The organism is Streptococcus oriscaviae (assembly GCF_018137985.1).
Taxonomy (GTDB): domain Bacteria; phylum Bacillota; class Bacilli; order Lactobacillales; family Streptococcaceae; genus Streptococcus; species Streptococcus oriscaviae.
On the sequence record NZ_CP073084.1, the window covers coordinates 1,760,805 to 1,778,114 of the forward strand.

The 17,310-nt window shown below is 41.8% G+C and carries 17 protein-coding genes; all 17 read left to right on the forward strand.

Translation table 11 applies throughout. The features are described from left to right. The first annotated feature begins 131 nt into the window (after positions 1 to 131). The 17 genes from INT76_RS08905 to INT76_RS08985 all read left to right on the forward strand — a co-directional run bounded on the left by INT76_RS08905 (position 132) and on the right by INT76_RS08985 (position 17,307). Positions 132 to 605, forward strand: a complete 474-nt coding sequence (locus INT76_RS08905; RefSeq protein WP_024388644.1) for a phage terminase small subunit P27 family — start codon at positions 132 to 134, stop codon at positions 603 to 605. Then, a complete protein-coding gene (locus INT76_RS08910) occupies positions 602 to 2,194 on the forward strand; it encodes a terminase large subunit (RefSeq protein ID WP_212570090.1) in 1,593 nt (530 codons plus the stop codon). The genes INT76_RS08905 and INT76_RS08910 overlap by 4 nt, the downstream gene beginning before the upstream one ends. Positions 2,195 to 2,264: 70 nt before the next feature. Beyond that, complete coding sequence (locus tag INT76_RS08915; protein ID WP_024418899.1) at positions 2,265 to 2,522, forward strand: type II toxin-antitoxin system Phd/YefM family antitoxin; 258 nt, start codon at positions 2,265 to 2,267, stop codon at positions 2,520 to 2,522. Next, the gene (locus INT76_RS08920) at positions 2,519 to 2,890 is read left to right on the forward strand and encodes a type II toxin-antitoxin system death-on-curing family toxin (protein WP_212570091.1); all 372 of its coding nucleotides are present in this window, start codon (positions 2,519 to 2,521) and stop codon (positions 2,888 to 2,890) included. Before INT76_RS08915 ends, INT76_RS08920 begins: the two co-directional genes overlap by 4 nt. Before the next feature lie 140 nt (positions 2,891 to 3,030). Next, entirely contained in the window at positions 3,031 to 4,314 is a 1,284-nt protein-coding gene (locus INT76_RS08925; protein WP_212570092.1) for a phage portal protein, read from the forward strand. Further along, positions 4,307 to 5,002, forward strand: coding sequence for a head maturation protease, ClpP-related (locus INT76_RS08930; RefSeq protein WP_212570093.1), 696 nt, complete (start codon positions 4,307 to 4,309; stop codon positions 5,000 to 5,002). Before INT76_RS08925 ends, INT76_RS08930 begins: the two co-directional genes overlap by 8 nt. Before the next feature lie 18 nt (positions 5,003 to 5,020). Next, positions 5,021 to 6,226 carry a phage major capsid protein gene (locus INT76_RS08935; RefSeq protein ID WP_024052957.1) on the forward strand — a complete coding sequence of 402 codons (1,206 nt, stop codon included), beginning with the start codon at positions 5,021 to 5,023 and terminating at the stop codon, positions 6,224 to 6,226. Between the two features lie 2 nt (positions 6,227 to 6,228). After that, positions 6,229 to 6,486, forward strand: coding sequence for a head-tail connector protein (locus tag INT76_RS08940; RefSeq protein WP_172054711.1), 258 nt, complete (start codon positions 6,229 to 6,231; stop codon positions 6,484 to 6,486). Next, positions 6,486 to 6,824, forward strand: coding sequence for a head-tail adaptor protein (locus tag INT76_RS08945; protein ID WP_029173172.1), 339 nt, complete (start codon positions 6,486 to 6,488; stop codon positions 6,822 to 6,824). Before INT76_RS08940 ends, INT76_RS08945 begins: the two co-directional genes overlap by 1 nt. Continuing rightward, positions 6,817 to 7,185, forward strand: coding sequence for an HK97 gp10 family phage protein (locus INT76_RS08950; protein ID WP_212570094.1), 369 nt, complete (start codon positions 6,817 to 6,819; stop codon positions 7,183 to 7,185). The genes INT76_RS08945 and INT76_RS08950 overlap by 8 nt, the downstream gene beginning before the upstream one ends. A 6-nt stretch (positions 7,186 to 7,191) precedes the next feature. Next, the gene (locus tag INT76_RS08955) at positions 7,192 to 7,518 is read left to right on the forward strand and encodes a hypothetical protein (RefSeq protein ID WP_029173170.1); all 327 of its coding nucleotides are present in this window, start codon (positions 7,192 to 7,194) and stop codon (positions 7,516 to 7,518) included. A gap of 1 nt (position 7,519) precedes the next feature. Further along, positions 7,520 to 8,089: a major tail protein gene (locus tag INT76_RS08960; RefSeq protein WP_212570095.1), complete on the forward strand. Its 570-nt coding sequence runs from the start codon at positions 7,520 to 7,522 to the stop codon at positions 8,087 to 8,089. 11 nt (positions 8,090 to 8,100) lie between these two features. Beyond that, the gene (locus INT76_RS08965; RefSeq protein WP_212570096.1) at positions 8,101 to 8,520 is read left to right on the forward strand and encodes a hypothetical protein; all 420 of its coding nucleotides are present in this window, start codon (positions 8,101 to 8,103) and stop codon (positions 8,518 to 8,520) included. A gap of 182 nt (positions 8,521 to 8,702) precedes the next feature. Continuing rightward, positions 8,703 to 11,822: a phage tail tape measure protein gene (locus tag INT76_RS08970; protein WP_212570097.1), complete on the forward strand. Its 3,120-nt coding sequence runs from the start codon at positions 8,703 to 8,705 to the stop codon at positions 11,820 to 11,822. After that, positions 11,819 to 12,541 carry a phage tail protein gene (locus INT76_RS08975; RefSeq protein WP_212570098.1) on the forward strand — a complete coding sequence of 241 codons (723 nt, stop codon included), beginning with the start codon at positions 11,819 to 11,821 and terminating at the stop codon, positions 12,539 to 12,541. Before INT76_RS08970 ends, INT76_RS08975 begins: the two co-directional genes overlap by 4 nt. Beyond that, positions 12,541 to 17,088: a phage tail spike protein gene (locus INT76_RS08980; protein WP_212570099.1), complete on the forward strand. Its 4,548-nt coding sequence runs from the start codon at positions 12,541 to 12,543 to the stop codon at positions 17,086 to 17,088. The genes INT76_RS08975 and INT76_RS08980 overlap by 1 nt, the downstream gene beginning before the upstream one ends. Positions 17,089 to 17,100: 12 nt before the next feature. Next, positions 17,101 to 17,307 (forward strand): hypothetical protein, encoded by a 207-nt coding sequence (locus INT76_RS08985; RefSeq protein WP_105208209.1) that lies wholly within the window; start codon positions 17,101 to 17,103, stop codon positions 17,305 to 17,307. The last annotated feature ends 3 nt before the right edge of the window (positions 17,308 to 17,310 follow it).

Sequence of the window (17,310 nt, forward strand, 5' to 3'; positions counted from 1 at the left end):
ATATAGATGTTGGAATAAAATGGAGGATATTGCTGATACTGTCTTTAAGGCTGTACTTGATAACTTTAATGAACATTAAGAATTAACTCAAATTGAGTTCTTTTTTTTCTTATTCTAAAGGAGGTGAGATTGTGGCAATCAGGGGGCGAAAACCAAAGCCTACGAATATGAAAATACTTGAGGGAAATCCTGGTAAGCGACCACTCCCTACGAATGAAGTCAAACCCAAACAAAAAGCCCCACGTTGCCCACAGTGGCTTGAAGATGATGCAAAGAAGGAGTGGAAACGGATGGGAAAAATTCTCGAACAGATGGGAATTTTGACCGAAATGGACATGACTGCATTTGCAGGATATTGTCAAGCTTACGCTCGCTGGAAAGAGGCAGAAGAGTTCCTTTCCAAGCATGGATCCATTATCAAAACGCCGAATGGCTATCTCCAACAAGTCCCTCAAGTCTCTATCAGCCAGACTAATCTCAAAATCATGCTTAAATTCTGTGAACAGTTTGGTTTAACACCATCAGCACGTAACCGTTTAGCGACGATGGATTCGGAAGTTGGTAGTGGTGATGAAATGGAAGATTTGTTAGGAGGAATTTTATGAGCTATCATTATGAACCAAGTCCATTCATGCTTCCAACCTCACACTATGATAAGGCAAAGGCTGATAGGGCAGTAACCTTTATCAATAACCTCTCCCACACCAAAGGCAAGTGGGCAGGAAAGCGATTTGACTTGTTGCCGTGGCAGGAACAGATTGTCCGTGACCTATTTGGAATTGTCAAGGAAGATGGCAATCGCCAATTTCTAACAGCCTACATAGAAATTCCAAAGAAGAATGGCAAGTCAGAGCTAGCGGCAGCTATCGCTCTTTATCTACTATATGCGGATAATGAAGCCAGTGCAGAAGTTTATGGTGCGGCTTGTGACCGAAACCAAGCGTCAATCGTGTTTGATGTAGCCAAGCAAATGGTGCAGATGAGTCGCCCTTTGGAAAAGCGTTCAAAGATAATGGGAGCAACCAAGCGTATTGTAAATTATTCTAATGCGGGGTTTTACCAAGTTCTTTCTGCAGAGACTGGGACAAAGCATGGACTAAACGTATCTGGCTTGGTCTTTGATGAAATCCATGCTCAGCCTAATCGTCATTTGTATGATGTATTAACCAAGGGGTCAGGAGACGCAAGGGAACAACCCCTATTTTTTATTATCACAACAGCTGGAACGGATAGAAACTCTATCTGTTACGAATTGCATACTAAAGCATTGGATATTCTGAATGGAAGAAAGAAGGACACTTCATTCTATCCAGTGGTTTATGGGTTATCCGATGAAGATGATTGGAATGATGAAGCAAACTGGAGAAGAGCTAACCCTTCACTAGGGCATACTATTGGGATTGACCGTGTTAGAGAAGCCTACCAACAGGCGCTTGATAACCCAGCAGAAGAGAATGTCTTTAAGCAGCTCCGTCTAAATATGTGGACAAGTTCAAGTGTTGCTTGGATTCCAGAACATGTTTATGCTAAGGGAAATGATCCAATTCAATATGAAAGCCTCAAGGGTCGTAGTTGCTATGCAGGGCTAGACCTGTCTAGTACGTCCGATATAACAGCTTTTGTCTTGGTATTTCCTCCTAGATTTGAAGAGGAGAATTATATCGTTCTGCCATTTTTCTGGCTACCTGAGGATACACTGGAACTGAGATGTCGTCGTGACCATGTTCTATATGATGTTTGGGAGCGTCAGGGCTACATCAAAACTACAGAGGGTAATGTCGTTCACTATGGTTTTATCGAAAAATTTATTGAAGAATTATCGGAAATTTATCATATCAAGGAGATAGCCTATGACCGTTGGAATGCGACACAGATGGTTCAGAATCTAGAAGGGATGGGCTTGACCATGGTGCCTTTTGGTCAGGGATACAAGGATATGAGTCCACCATCAAAGGAACTTTATAAGCTTATGATGGAAGGCAAGATTCAACATGGTGGGCATCCAGTTCTGAAATGGATGGGACAAAACGTAGTCATGAGACAAGACCCCGCTGGTAATATCAAGCCTGATAAGGAAAAGTCAGTCGAGAAGATTGACGGTATTGTAGCACTCATTATGGGACTGGACCGTTGTATACGTCATCAAACCGATGGTGGAAGTGTGTATGATGAACGTGGAATATTGAGTTTTTAGGATGAAAACAACCTAAATAGGTTGAATATATCCTAAAAAGTGGTAGAATAGAGAAAAGGAGGATATTACCGTGCAAATCAATATTGAAAACTTAGTCTCTATTTCTGAAGCAAATCAAAACTTTTCTAAGGTAGCTCGTATGGTCGATACGAATGGTACTGCAGTAATATTGAAAAATAACACACCCAAGTATGTATTAGTGGATTATCAGAGTCTAATTAAAGAGGAACAGGCAAGCCCTACGGTTGTTGAACAATCAACATTGGATGAAGTTGCGACTTCAGTTTTATCACGCCATCTTGATGCATTTAAGGAATTGGCAAAATGAAAGTATTAACTGTTGAACAGGTTATTGAATTACACACTAGGTTAATTCAAGCTACTGGGGGTTTAGATGGTGTTAGGGATGTTGGTTTAATAGAATCTTCACTATCTTCAGCTTTTAGTACATATTTTGGTGTTGAGAAGTATCCAAGTATTGAAGAAAAGGCTGCTAGACTTTGTTATTCGCTAGTTAATAATCATGCCTTCCTTGATGGGAACAAGCGAATTGGAGTTTTTGTCATGATTATTTTCCTAGAATTAAATGGCATCGTGTTAAATCAGACTGATGATGAAATAGTGAAGCTAGGACTTGGAGTAGCTTCATCAGAATTAGATTATGATGAAATTTTAGAATATATTCGGAATCATTAAAACTTTCCTTAATGAGGATATAACTTCAAGAAAGTGATTGAACTTGGTATCTTCTTGAAGAAGGAGAGATGAAAACCATCTAAGAATAAACGATAAGCACTTCAATTGAGGTGCTTTTTTCGTACTCAAAAGGAGGAAGTATGGGACTACTAGATTTACTGGGACGTAAGCGTGCTAGAGATAAACCACATAATAGTTATGAAGGTCAGGACTTCTCATATCTGTTTGGACGAACGACCAGTGGGGAGAATGTGGATGAGTTTAAAGCTATGCAGACGACAGCTGTCTATGCTTGTGTCCGTATCTTAGCTGAAGCAGTTGCTTCATTACCCATTCATGTATTTGAGAGAACGGCAACTGGAAAGGAGAAGAAGGTGGAACATCCCCTTTATTTTCTCTTACATGATGAACCTAACCCTGAGATGTCATCTTTCGTCTTTAGAGAAACCTTGATGACCCATCTTCTGATATGGGGCAATGCCTATGTCCAGATTATCCGAGATAGGAGTGGACAGGTAATCAGTCTTTACCCACTCTTACCAGATAAGATGTCTGTTCATCGGGACGAAAGCGGAAAGCTCTATTACAAATACAAGCGTCAGTCAGAAGAAAATCCTAACTTTAAGGAAAAGGGTGATGCTATTTTAAAAGCTGTGGATGTTCTTCATGTACCTGGTCTGGGTTTTGATGGATTGATTGGCTATTCTCCAATTGCCCTTGCAAAAAATGCTATCGGTATGACCTTGGCTACGGAAAACTATGGTGCATCATTCTTTAAAAATGGTGCAAATCCAGGTGGCGTTTTGGAACACCCAGGCATTCTCAAAGATCCCAAACGAGTGAGAGATTCATGGAATGCAGTCTATAATGGGGTAACCAATGCCCATAAAGTGGCAGTCCTTGAGGAAGGGATGAAATACACTCAAGTAGGCATTCCGCCTGAAGAAGCCCAGTTTCTCCAAACTAGAAAATTCCAAATTAATGAAATTGCAAGGCTCTACCGCATTCCGCCTCATATGGTTGGCGATTTGGAGAAATCCTCATTTTCAAACATTGAGCAACAATCTCTAGAATTTGTTAAATATACCTTAGACCCTTGGGTAGTTCGTCTTGAACAGGCTTTCAAGAGGTCTCTTTTTTTACCTGAAGAAAAGAAAACCTACTTTGTGAAGTTCAATGTAGATGGTCTTCTTCGTGGCGATTATCAGAGTCGTATGAACGGCTATGCGATTGGGAGACAAAATGGCTGGCTATCGACGAATGATATTCGTGAACTTGAGGACTTGAATCTCCTTTCAGATGAGGAAGGAGGCAATCTCTACTTGATAAATGGAAACATGACGAAACTGAAGGATGCGGGTGGCTTTATGAAACAAGCACCGTTAGAACAGGAAACTCAAGCTGAGGAGGATATGGATGCATAAGTTTTGGAATTTTACAGAAGATGATAGTGGTCGAATACTTCGTATAGAAGGACAGATTGCTGATGAGACGTGGTTTGGCGATGAAGTCACGCCACAAGTATTTAAAAATGATTTACATGCAGGAAGTGGAGACATCACCCTCTGGATTAATAGTCCAGGGGGTGATGTTTTTGCGGCGGCTCAAATCTATAACATGCTGATGGATTACAAAGGTGATGTTCATGTCGTAATTGATGGCTTAGCCGCAAGTGCTGCTAGTGTCATTGCCATGGCAGGTACAACGGTTTCTATGAGTCCGGTTGCCATGATGATGATTCACAACCCTTGGACTGTGGCACAAGGTGAAGCCAAGGATATGCAGAAGGTCATTGAAATGTTGGGCGAAATCAAGGAATCCATCATCAATGCCTATGAATTAAGAACAGGACTTTCAAGAACCAAGCTATCACACCTCATGGACTCAGAGTCGTGGTTCAATGCCAAAAAGGCTGTTGAACTGGGCTTTGCGGACAAGATTATCTTTGACAAACAAGGAGAACATGGAATGGATATTGAGAGTTATTCTTTCAGTCGAACTGCTGCGCAACAAGATTTACTTGTCAAAATGCAGACGAAGCTTGAAGTCCAACAACCAAAGAAAACAATCCCTATCAATCAGTTGGAAAAACGATTGAATTTGCTCAAATAACGAAAGGAATATGAACTGATGTCTAAATTACTTGAATTGAAAGAAAAACGTAACCTAGCTTGGCAACAAGCAAAAACCTTCCTTGATTCTGTTCGAACAGAAGATGGACTTGTATCTGAGGAAGATTCCAAACGCTATGATGACATGGAAGCAAAAATCAACCTCTACAATCAAGAGATTGCTCGATTGGAGCGACAAGAAAAGATTGACCTTGAACTTGCTCAACCAGCCTCACAGGCTCTAATTGGGCAGCCCACTACAGTTCTGAATGACAAGACTACTGAAGAGGAAAAGAAGGGTGTGGCTTCAGATAGCTATGCCAAGACATTTTGGACAAGTGTTCGTAAACGTCACTTCTTTGATGTCAAAGATGTCCTTCGAGTAGGGGAAGATACCGAAGGTGGTCATCTGGTTCCTGATGAGTATGAGAAGAAACTAGTTCAAGGATTACAAGAAGAGAATTTCTTCCGCAGCCTTGCGACTGTTATCAAAACCTCTAGTGGTGAGCGAAAGATTCCTGTTGTGACTGGACATGGTTCGGCCTCATGGATGGATGAAAATGGTCTCTATCCTGAAACAGAAGAAACCTTTGGTCAGGTGACTCTAGACTCTCATAAGATTGGGACTGCCATTCGTATTTCAGAAGAGTTGCTTAACGATTCAGTATTCGACCTTGAGTCCTATATGACAGCAGAATTTGCTCGTCGTATTGGAACGGAAGAAGAAAAAGCATTCTTGATTGGGGATGGTTCTAAGAAACCGACAGGTATCTTTACTCAGGCAGAAGTTACAGGTCCAACGACAGCTACAAAGGATATTACCTTTGATGACATGATTGAATTGTACCATTCTCTACCAGCACCCTATCGTAAGAACGCAGTTTGGATTTTACATGATACGACTGTCAAAGCTATCCGTAAACTCAAAGATAATAATGGCAATTACATTTGGCAGCCATCCACTCAAGCTGGACAACCAGATTTGATTCTAAATCGTCCATACTATACATCAACCTTTGCCCCACTCCCTGAAGCAGGAAACAAGGCCATTGCATTTGGTGATTTCTCCTATTATTGGATTGCGGACCGTCAGGGACGTACCTTCAAACGTTTGAACGAACTCTATGCCAATAATGGACAGATTGGTTTTCTTGCTTCACAACGTGTTGATGGTAAGTTAGTCCTACCTGAAGCCGTGAAGACACTAACAGTGAAAGCTAAGTAGTCATGGTTAGTTTAGCAGAAGCAAAACAGTATCTTAAAGTGGAACATGAGGATGAGGATGGACTGATTGAGCAGTTGCTTGAAACCAGTCAACAACTCTGCGAAGATATTTTGCGACAATCAATTTATTCAGACGTTCTAAGGACGGCAATCCTTTATGGGGTTGCCTATCTTTATGAACACAGAGAAGATGCCAATCATAAGGAGTTGAAAGAGACTCTCTATCATTTGTTGTTGGCTGAACGAAAGGATGTGTTCTGATGAAGATTGCACCTTTGAGGGAACGCTTGGTGTTTCATGTTCGACAGATTGTTCAAGATGAGATTGGCAATGAAACTTCGACATGGATACCTTTATTTGACCGGTGGTGCTCTTGTCGTCCTCTCACCTTGACCGAAAGGGATGGGAGTGTGACGAAACTGGAACAAGAGAAAGTCCAGTTCACCCTCAGGTATGAAAAGGCAATTCTTGGACTTCATTCCTTAACGACTCACATTCAATTTCGTGGTCAAACCTATGAGATTGAGTCTATTGATGGAGATACAGTGCCACGTCAACTGATTTACATCGTCGCCATTAGGGAGGAGAGTTATGACTAGAATTGAACTGGATGCACTTGAAACTGCCATCTCAAATGAGCTAGCTGAGTATGTAAAGGATACCACAGAGGTGATGCGTGAAGTTGTAGAGGAAGTCACTGAAGAATCCATCGAAACCTTGAAAGCAAGGTCACCTAGAAAGAGTGGATCTTATGCCAAAGGGTGGAAGAGTAAAGCAACGATTGATACCAGTACAGGTCTAACCAAAACCATTCATAATCGAACGCCAGGCCTGACGCATCTGTTAGAAAATGGTCATGCCAAAAGCTTTGGTGGGCGAGTTGAGGGGATAAAGCATATCGCACCTGTTGAGAAACAAGCGATACAATCCTTAGAAGAAAAGCTGAGAAAGCGAGTGTGATCTGACATGTTACTGAGCGAAATGTACTCCATTCTCAAAGAATTACAGCTTCCACTCGCCTACCATCATTTTGAAGAAGGGAGTCGTCCAAGACCACCGTATCTAGTATATTTGGTGACTGATTCAGAAAATCATGGTGCAGACAATTGGACCTATCATAAGCAGAATAACCTTCTAGTGGAACTCTATACCACTAAGAAAGATTTAGCAACTGAACAAAAGGTGGAGTCATTATTTGACAGCCACCTTATTTATTTTGAAAAAGTAGAGACCTATATCTCATCAGAGAAACTCTACCAAATAACCTATTACATCACATTACATGGAGGATAATATGGCTGAAAAGAATAAGGTCACCTTTGGACTACAAGATGTCCATTGGGCAGAAGTTACAAGCGAAGGTCCTGATGGTACGTTGACGTACGGCAATGTAGAACGCCTTCGTGGTGCTGCAGAATTAACCCTTGAACCAACAGGAGATAAGGGTTCTTATAAGGCAGATAATATCAATTTTTATACAACAGAGTCAAATGATGGCTATGAGGGAACACTAAAAGTTGCCCTTCTAACGCAGGAATTTTTGACACGAATCCTTGGAGAACAGTTGGATGCGACGACAAACACCATTTCAGAGATCGCAAACAGCGAAAAGAAAAATTTTGCGTTGATGTTCCGTTTTGAAGGGGATAAAAAAGAAACATTACACGTTTTGTATTATTGTTACGCATCTCGTCCGACTGTTGGTTCAAAAACCAAGTCTGGTTCAGATATCAATGAGGTAGAGTTGCCCTTTACTGCCAGTCCTCGCCCTCTAGATAAGGTTGTACGTCGACGAACAACGGAGGAAACGAGTGATGAGATTCGTCAAAACTGGTTCAAGGCAGTTTTTGAACCTCGTAAGTAAGGGAGATGGCCATGAGAGAAAGTATTACCATAGCAGGCACGACCTACGAGTTAGCAACCAATGCCTACACACCAATCGCTTATAAAGAGCAATTTGGCAAGGACTATTTTCAAGATTTATTCTCTATGGTCAATAGTCAAGCAATCTTGGCAAAACTTGACCAGTTAGAAGATGGAGAAGAATTACAGGCACATCATATTGATGTTTCAATTCTGTCTGATTTCGACATGACATTTTTCCACCGAATCTTTTGGGTCTTTGCGAAGTCAGCCAATCCACGAGTGAAACCATTTGTGGATTTTTATTTGGAGATGGAAGAATTCCCAGTGCAGGATATTGCCCCTGTCTTGATGAATATGTTGAACCAAGGGATGTCCACTAGAAAAAAGCAGATGAAACAGAAACAGCGAGTGAGGAAATCTTCACAGTAGAGAGTTATTTCTCCTGTTGTAAGGAGACTGGTCTGACCATTGACGATTTAAAACATATCTCTATTGGGATGGCACTTGACTATCAAACGGACTATGTGGAGATGCGTACTCGAGAAACTTCTCAAACACGACGAGCAACTCAAGCTGATTTTGATAATTTCTGATGATAGAAAGGAGGGACTATGGCTGGAAACATAAAGGGAATTACGATTGAAATTGGTGGCGATACCCAACCCTTACAAGATGCACTTAAGGGTGTAAACAAACAAGCATCTGAAGCTACCAAAGAACTAAGACAGATTGATAAGGCTCTCAAGTTTGATACTGGCAATGTCACCCTCCTTAGTCAAAAGCAGGAAGTTTTAGCGAAACAAGTTGAAACAACTAAAGAAAAACTAGCGACATTAAGGCAAGCCCAATCACAGGTTGAGGCTCAGTTTAAGGCAGGTAGTATTGGAGCAGACCAGTATAGAGCCTTTCAACGGGAGCTTGAAACCACCAAAAATGTTCTGAATAGTTATGAAAGTAAACTAGAAAACGTCTCACGAACCATTTCTGAAAATAGCAGTCAGGTTGATAGTAATAAGGCTAAACTACAAGCTCTTCAGTCAGAACAAGCTCAATTAGTATCTGAGAGTGAAAAGTTAACAAGTTCTATAAAACTTCAAGAATCCGCTCTTAGCTCAAACGCAAGTGAGTCCGACAAGTTGGCACTGGCTCATCAAAAAGTGACAGGTCATTCAGAAATACTGGAGCGTCAGATTCAAAATTTAGAGAAACAACTGGAGTTAACTAAGAGTGAGTTTGGTGATCAATCAATCGAAGCCAATAAACTGGAGAAAATACTCAATGAAACTAAGGTAGCTTACAACCAACTTCAAAATGAGATGGAGGAAATGGCATCTAGTTCAGATGTTGCAAAGTCTAGTCTCTCTGAAACTAATCAACTCCTTAAAGCTGACCTCCTGATGGAGTTTGGTGACCAAATTAGCGAATTATCTCAGAAACTAATTGATTTTGGAAAACAATCCTTGGATGCCTTTCTTGAAATAGATGAAGGAATGGACGTGATTGTCACAAAGACAGGGGCAACTGGAGCCGCCCTTGACGAGATGACAGATATGGCTAAGCAGCTTGCGACAGAGATACCGACCGATTTCAATACCGCAGGGACTGCAGTTGGTTTATTGAATACGCAATTTGATTTGACAGGTGATGCCCTAAAATCAGCATCCACTCAACTGATTCAGTTCTCTGAAATCAATGATAGTGATGTTTCAAGTTCGGCTATTTCTGCAAAACAAGCCATTGAAGCGTATGGCTTGCAGGCTAGTGATTTGGCAAGGGTTCTTGATACAGTCACTTACACCAGTCAAGAAACTGGAGTCGGTGTTCAGGAATTGATGGATAAGGCAGTTGCGGGAGCACCTCAGATAAAATCACTCGGTTTATCATTTGATGATGGTGTGACGCTTATGGGGCGGTTTGAAAAAGCTGGGGTGGACTCATCTGCGGCTCTTTCTTCATTATCCAAAGCAACAGTAGCTTATGCCAAAGATGGCTTGACTCTAAAAAATGGTTTGGCTGGAACGGTAGAACAAATCAAACAATCTACCAGTGAAACCGAAGCCCTGTCGTTGGCATCAGAGGTATTTGGTAGTAAAGCGGCTCCACGAATGGTTGATGCCATTAAACGAGGAGCTTTAACATTTGAAGACCTAGCAGGAACAGCGGAAAAAGCTGCAGGTATCGTCACTCAAACCTACGAGGGTACGCTTGATCCAATTGACCAGTTCACAACAGCACAAAATAGTGCCAAGTTGGCAATGGCAGAAATAGGTGATGCCATTTCATCAACCCTCGCACCAGTACTACAAGTCTTGGCGGAGTTATTACAGCAGGTTGCGACATGGTTTTCTGGTCTTTCAGAACCGATAAAACAGTTTTTAGTGATTGTCGGACTTCTAGTTGCTGGTTTTGGTTTATTACTCCCAGTTTTTCTTGCGCTCCAAGCTGCCGCTATGGCTATGGGAACAACTATTGTCGGTTTACTAACTGCAGCAGCTCCCATAGTTGGTATGGTTTTAGGAGTAATTGCGGTTATCGCCCTCTTAGTTGTTGGGATACAACAGCTCTGGAAACATAACGAAGGATTTCGGACGGCTGTTTTGGAAATATGGACGGCTATTTCCAGCTTTATATCGACCGTCATTCAAGAAGTTTCAAGTTTTATCATGTCCATTTGGGGGACGCTTACTACATGGTGGAGTGAAAACCAACAACTGATTCTCGATGCTGCAAACACAGTATGGAATGCCATTTCAACGGTCATCACTACAGTAATGACAATTCTTGGACCATTGATTCAAGCTAGTTGGGAGAATATCAAACTCATCATTACAGCCGCTTGGGAGATGATAAAGATTGTGGTCGAGACTGCTATCAATGTGGTACTTGGTGTCATCAAGGCAGTCATGCAGGTTATCACTGGTGATTGGACTGGCGCTTGGGAAACCATCAAACAGGGCTTGTCGATGGTATGGGAGGGCATTAAGTCCCTTATTTCCTTAGCTCTCAATTTCATCGCCCAGTACATCTTAACTGCTTGGACGGGTATCAAGAATACCATCTCAAATGTATTATCTGCCATTAGTTCTGTCATTTCATCTATCTGGTTAGCTATTCAGTCGACAATTTCCAGTGTCCTGTCTGCGATTGGTTCAACAGTATCAACTATATGGAATGGTATCAGAAGTACCGTATCCAACATTCTGAATGGGATATCCAATACAGTTTCATCTGTTTGGAACGGTGTGAAAAATACCATTTCAAGTGCCATCAATGGTGCAAAAGATGCCGTGAGTAACGCCATCAATGCCATTAAAAATCTTTTTAACTTCCAAATCAGATGGCCACATATTCCCCTTCCTCATTTTCGAGTATCTGGTTCAGCCAATCCGCTCGATTGGTTGAAGGGCGGAATTCCAAGAATTTCTATAGATTGGTATGCCAAAGGAGGAATTTTAACCAAACCAACCGCATTTGGGGTAAACGGCAATAGCCTAATGGTTGGAGGTGAGGCTGGAAAAGAAGCAGTCTTGCCTTTGAATGAACAAACGTTAGGTGCAATTGGTCGAGGAATCGCAAAGACCATGACAAGCAATCTACCGACCATTCACATCACTATTACAGGTAACACGGTAAGAGAAGAGACTGACCTTCATCGACTAGCGGAGATGGTTGGAGAGAAACTAGTATATGAATTAGAACGTCAACAAGGATTGAGAGGAATGAAACCATGATTAGACATAATGCATTAACCATTGGGGGAGTATCCACGTCTAGTTTTCCTTTTAAGGTAATCGTGGAAGATAGCCCTTTTATCACAGTAAGTGAAAGTAAGACGCAATTGATAGAACACCAAGGCCTGTCAGGAGCGCTTCTTCAAACCAATCCTCGCAGAAGTGTCATGGAACTGAGCTACACCCTCTATCTTGTAAAACCTAGTGAAGAACAGTTATTATCCTTTTTGAAGCTATTTTTGAAAGAAGGATTTTGGCTTGAGAACGCTAGTTTCAAGACCATACGCTTTTGGTGTTACAAGGTACACCATACTCCAGTTCAAAAGGCTAAGCTGGGGGTGTATGAGTTTAAGGTTACCTTTTCTTGTCACCCAACCAAGTGGTTCAAAACGACGACCTCGCAGGTGTTTAGGACTAGTGGTACTTTGAGAAGTCAAGGTTCAGCCATTGCTTTTCCAAAGATTACCATAAGTGGCAACTCAAGTAGTGAAACTAGCTTTACGATTGGGGATGATGTCATCCGCTTGGAGCGATTACAAGAAACACTCATTATGGATAATAATCTTAGTCAGCCAAGTTTTAAGACACAAAGAGGTCAGCCTGTAAAATGGTCTGGTGATTTTATCTCCATTGATGCAGGCAGGAATGACTCAGTTGGAGTTGTCTTAGGTGCTGGCATCACATCATTAACAATAGAAATGAATTGGGGGTGGGCTTAGTGCTATCTTTATTAGACAAAACCGTTCGAACGGCAAAATGGCATGGGAAACCACTCCCAGAGACCATAAAATCAAGTGTCAAAGAAAACTTGAATGGGGATTTTGTCCTGAATTTTACCTATCCAATTACAGATAGCGGATTATTTCGAGAGTTAAAAGAGGACTACCTCGTTCGTAGTCCAGTTCCAGTATTGGGACACCAATTGTTTCGGATAAAGAAAGTCATTGAAGGAGACACCAGTCTTGAAGTTGTGGCCTATCACATATCAGATGACATCATGACAAGGTTGGTATCGCCATTTAGGTGTGAACAGGTACCCTGTGCAACAGCACTATCAAGCATGGTCATGGCAAGCAAGTCTCCATTGGGAGATTTTTCTTTTACCAGCGACATTGTCAAGAACAGAACCTATACAACAGATAAGGAACAGACGCTATACTCCAGCCTGTTGGATGGCAAACATTCTATTATTGGAACTTGGGAGGGGGAACTGGTTCGTGATAATCTTGCCCTAACTATAAAGAGTGAGCGAGGACAAGACCGTGGGGTAGTCATCTCTACTCACTACAATTTGAAAAAGTATCAGAGAACAAAAGAAAGTTCACAGATTATCACTCGAATCCATGCCACTTCAAGGTTTAAACAAGAGGGGCAGGATAGGGAAACTGAACTTCAAGTCACAGTAGACAGTCCACTGATAAACTCCTATCCTTTCATCAATGAAGTGACCTATAGCAATAATAACCTCAGATCTCGTCAAGAGTTAATAGAGTGGGCTAGTAGCAAGTTTCGCTTAGAGGGAATTGATAAACCAAAAGATGCCATCATCATTGAGGCATTTGAGTTAGACGGTCAAACAGTTCATCTAGGCGATACAGTAACTTTAAAAAGCAAGCTACACGGAATTGATGTGAGGAAGAAAGCCATCGCTTATGATTATGATCCTTTAGCTAAGAATTACCGTTCTATCACATTTGATGATAAGGCAAGTATCGGAACAGGTAAAACTGGCGGTAGCCTAACTACACTAGCAAATAATCTCATTGATGGGAATAAGCGGAGTGAGGATGTTGCCGTTGAAATTGCCCTTGAGAATGCCAACAGAGCCTTTGATGCGGAATTTGAGAAACGTCAAGTAGCCATCGATGCCGCTATCGAACAGGCTCAAAGTCATGGGGAGGTCTATGCGGATCGATTAAAGGCTAGCATTGACAGTGAACTTTCAACTATTCACCAACAGATGCGGCAACAAGAAGAGGAACAGCAACGCACAACTCGTGATTTAATGGCAAAGGCTGGGGTAAATACCAACCTAGCCACAGAAGCCAAACAAAAGGCAGAACAGGCTCAAACTGGGGCAACTGAAGCCCTCAGAAGGGCAGAACAAGCCAAACTTGATGCCATTCAAGAAGCTAATCGCTTGTCTGTAACGGAGCGTAGTCAAACAGAGTCAAAAATTGCGACAGCTAAATCACAAGCTATCACTGAAGCTAGTCGATTAGTTGATGTAGCAAAATCACTGTTGAGTGGACAGTTGGCAACTGTCAGTACCAATCTCTCGCAAACCAAGGAGGATATAAAACTTCTTGCGAGTAAGCAACTGGTGGATAGTCTGACTGGTCGAGTATCCGGTGCAGAATCCATGATTCAAGTACAAGCAGACCAAATTTCTCAGCGTGTTAAAACCAGTGATTTTAACCAAGCGAAACAGAGAATCGAAACTGCCGAGTCGTCTATTACGCAATTGAGGAATCGCATTACAACTGAACTCAGTCAGGTGGATGCGAAAATTCCAACTAGCCTAGATGGCCTAAATTTGATGACTGGTACTCGTGATTGGTCGAATAAAGGAAATGCCTGGCATTTAGGAAATAATTGGTCCACTGAAACAGAGCATTTTAGGGGACTAGTAGTTCGTTCGACCCAATCGGGTTATAACGGAAGTCATCAGAATATTGTTGTGAAAGCAGGAGATGTCATTACTTTTAGCTTTTATGCCAAAGCAAATCAGCCACTTTCCTCCATCAAAGTTTCAGCGATTTGGTCCGGTTCTAGTGTCTATCGTGCTCCAGTAGCAAGGGTGAGGGAATCGGACGATATAATATCCGTCACAAGTGACTGGAAACGCTACTGGAAAACAGTCCATGTCTTATCTGATGGTTCGCTTCAATTTCGGACAGAGTACAATGGCAGCACCATCCCAAATGGGAATAAATTCTATGTAGCAGGATTGAAAGTCGCAAAAAGCTCACTGGATACAGGGTATTCAGAAAACCCAGCAGATATTGCTGGAGAATTGACCGCCCAACGGACACTCATCACGCAAACGGCCTCTGGTGTAGAGCAGGTTTCTACAAGATTAACCGAAGCAAATGGAAAGATTTCTAGTAGTGAAACACAGATTCGACAATTAGTTTCAGATGTATCCTCGAAGGTTAGTCAAACGGATTTCAATAACTTGAAACGAACTGTCGAAGGACATACTACATCCATCCAACAAACACAGCAATCCATCTTGCTTAAGGCTGATAAGACTGTTCTTGAGGGGGTCAAAACAACCGCTGACAATGCCTTAGCTAAGGCCAACACAAACGCTAGTCAGATTACCCAAACCAAGGCTGATTTACGGATTGCCAATGATGCCATCTCACAGAAAGTTGCAAAGACAGATTTTAATAGCTTGACTGGTCGAGTAGCAAGTGTGGAAACCACTATCCGAACACAGGCTGGGCAAATCGAACAACGACTGACGAGTACGCAAGTTGAATCTGCAATCAACTCAAAAGGCTACCAAACCAAGTCACAGGTCGATTCAAATATTATGGGTCGTGGTTATCTAACCAGCAGTTCTCTCCAACCTTATGCGACGACAACTAGTGTGCAGAATTTGGTTAGAACCACCTCTGATAGTTTTACCCAGCGAATCAGTCAAACGGAAAGCAGAATCCCTACCTCAGTTTCGCATCGCAACTTAATAGCTGGTACTTCGGATAGATGGAGTGCTTATCAGACGATAAATACCAATAGTAACTGGATAGCCTCTTTAGGAAGAGTTCAATTTGGAGATAGTAGTGGTATCTATGTTGGATCAAAAGTTCATTTATATGTTCATGTCTCAGTGGATGAGATTACATTTGACTCTGCGGTGACGACACGTACAATGAAACTTCAAGGTCCAATATTGGATAGTCAAAATGTTTGGACATGGACCAACTGGAATTTGTATCACCCTTTCTACAATAAATGGAGCAGCAATCTGACAACTGGTAACAACTATCGCTTGATAAAATTGACCGCTACCGTCACTCAAGAGATGTACCAACACTCTAAAGGATTTGAACTTCAAGTTAGAGTTGATGGGGTTAAGACTGGTAAGTTCCATGTGAGAGCCTTAATGGTTTCAACTGGTGATATCTTTCCAGACTATTGGACACCGTCATTAGACGACTTTACGACAGTGACAGCTTTTCATGAAGTGCGGGATACTGTAAGCAGTCACACTCGGACAATTGGAGATCACGCCAATCAAATCAGTCAGGTTGTTCAAACGGCTACTGGGATTGTAACACGAGTTGGCAATCTAGAAACTAGTCGAGCTACAACGGCAACAGTAAATGCCATTCAAACACAGGTTTCAACACTTGCAGGGTCGTGGTCGGTTCGAAATTTGACAAGTGCAGGGACAGTCCTCAGTCAGCTCAATCTCAATAAGGATGGCACAGTCAAGATTGATGGAAAACTCGTTCAAATAACAGGTACAACCTATATCCAAGACGGTGTCATTGCAAGTGGTAAGATTGCCAGTCTTGATGCAGGCAAGATTACGTCAGGCATCATATCAGCAGCTCGAATTGGAGCAGAAGCAATCACTGCGGATAAATTAAAGGTTGACCAAGCATTCTTTACCAAGTTTATGGCTACAGAAGCCTATCTCAAGCAGTTGTTTGCCAAATCAGCCTTTATAAACCAAGTGCAGGCAGTAACCCTATCTGCCAATAAAATTTCTGGTGGAATCTTGTCAGCAATCAACGGAGCCATGAAAATCAATCTGTCACTTGGAAACATCAAGTTCTTTACAAACTCTCCATCCATTTCTCGTGAGGTTAGTGGTTATCCTCACCAGTGGGTTTCATTTGAAACAGGTACCTCAAACGGCAAGCCATGTGGTGTAACCATTGTCGGTTCCAATCGATGGAACAACTGGAATGCCAATGACGGTGGCTTTGTAGGAATTCGAGCATGGAACGGTACAGATACCGACCAAATTGATGTGGTAGGTGATAAGGTTCGTTTGGCCAGTGCTCCATATACCAATCCAGATGGCTGGGAAATTGTAACGTTGCCTAACCGACTGAGTATTGATGCCTTTAAAGCATCTGACCGACCAAGTTCAATATTGAATATCGGAGATATCCGCATCTATCGAAATGGGACAACCTATGTCAGCTTGAAGGATGTACTTCATCAATTCAATCACAATTTCAAACACTTAGTAAACATCACAGGTCGAGGTGATGTCATCTTGACATGGGATACGATTAAATAAAGGAGTTCACAGATGAATTTAGAACAAATCAACCAATCATTAAAACTAACTATCCAAGAGCTTGTCACAAAGCTATCTGATGAAATCACCGCTAAGAACCTCATTGCCATCCAATTGGTGGAAAGGGATGAGGAACTTAGCCTATTGCGTAAAGAAAAACAGGAATTGACTGAGTTATTGGAAGTTCAGACAAAACCTGAAGAAGAGAAAGGAGAATAGTTG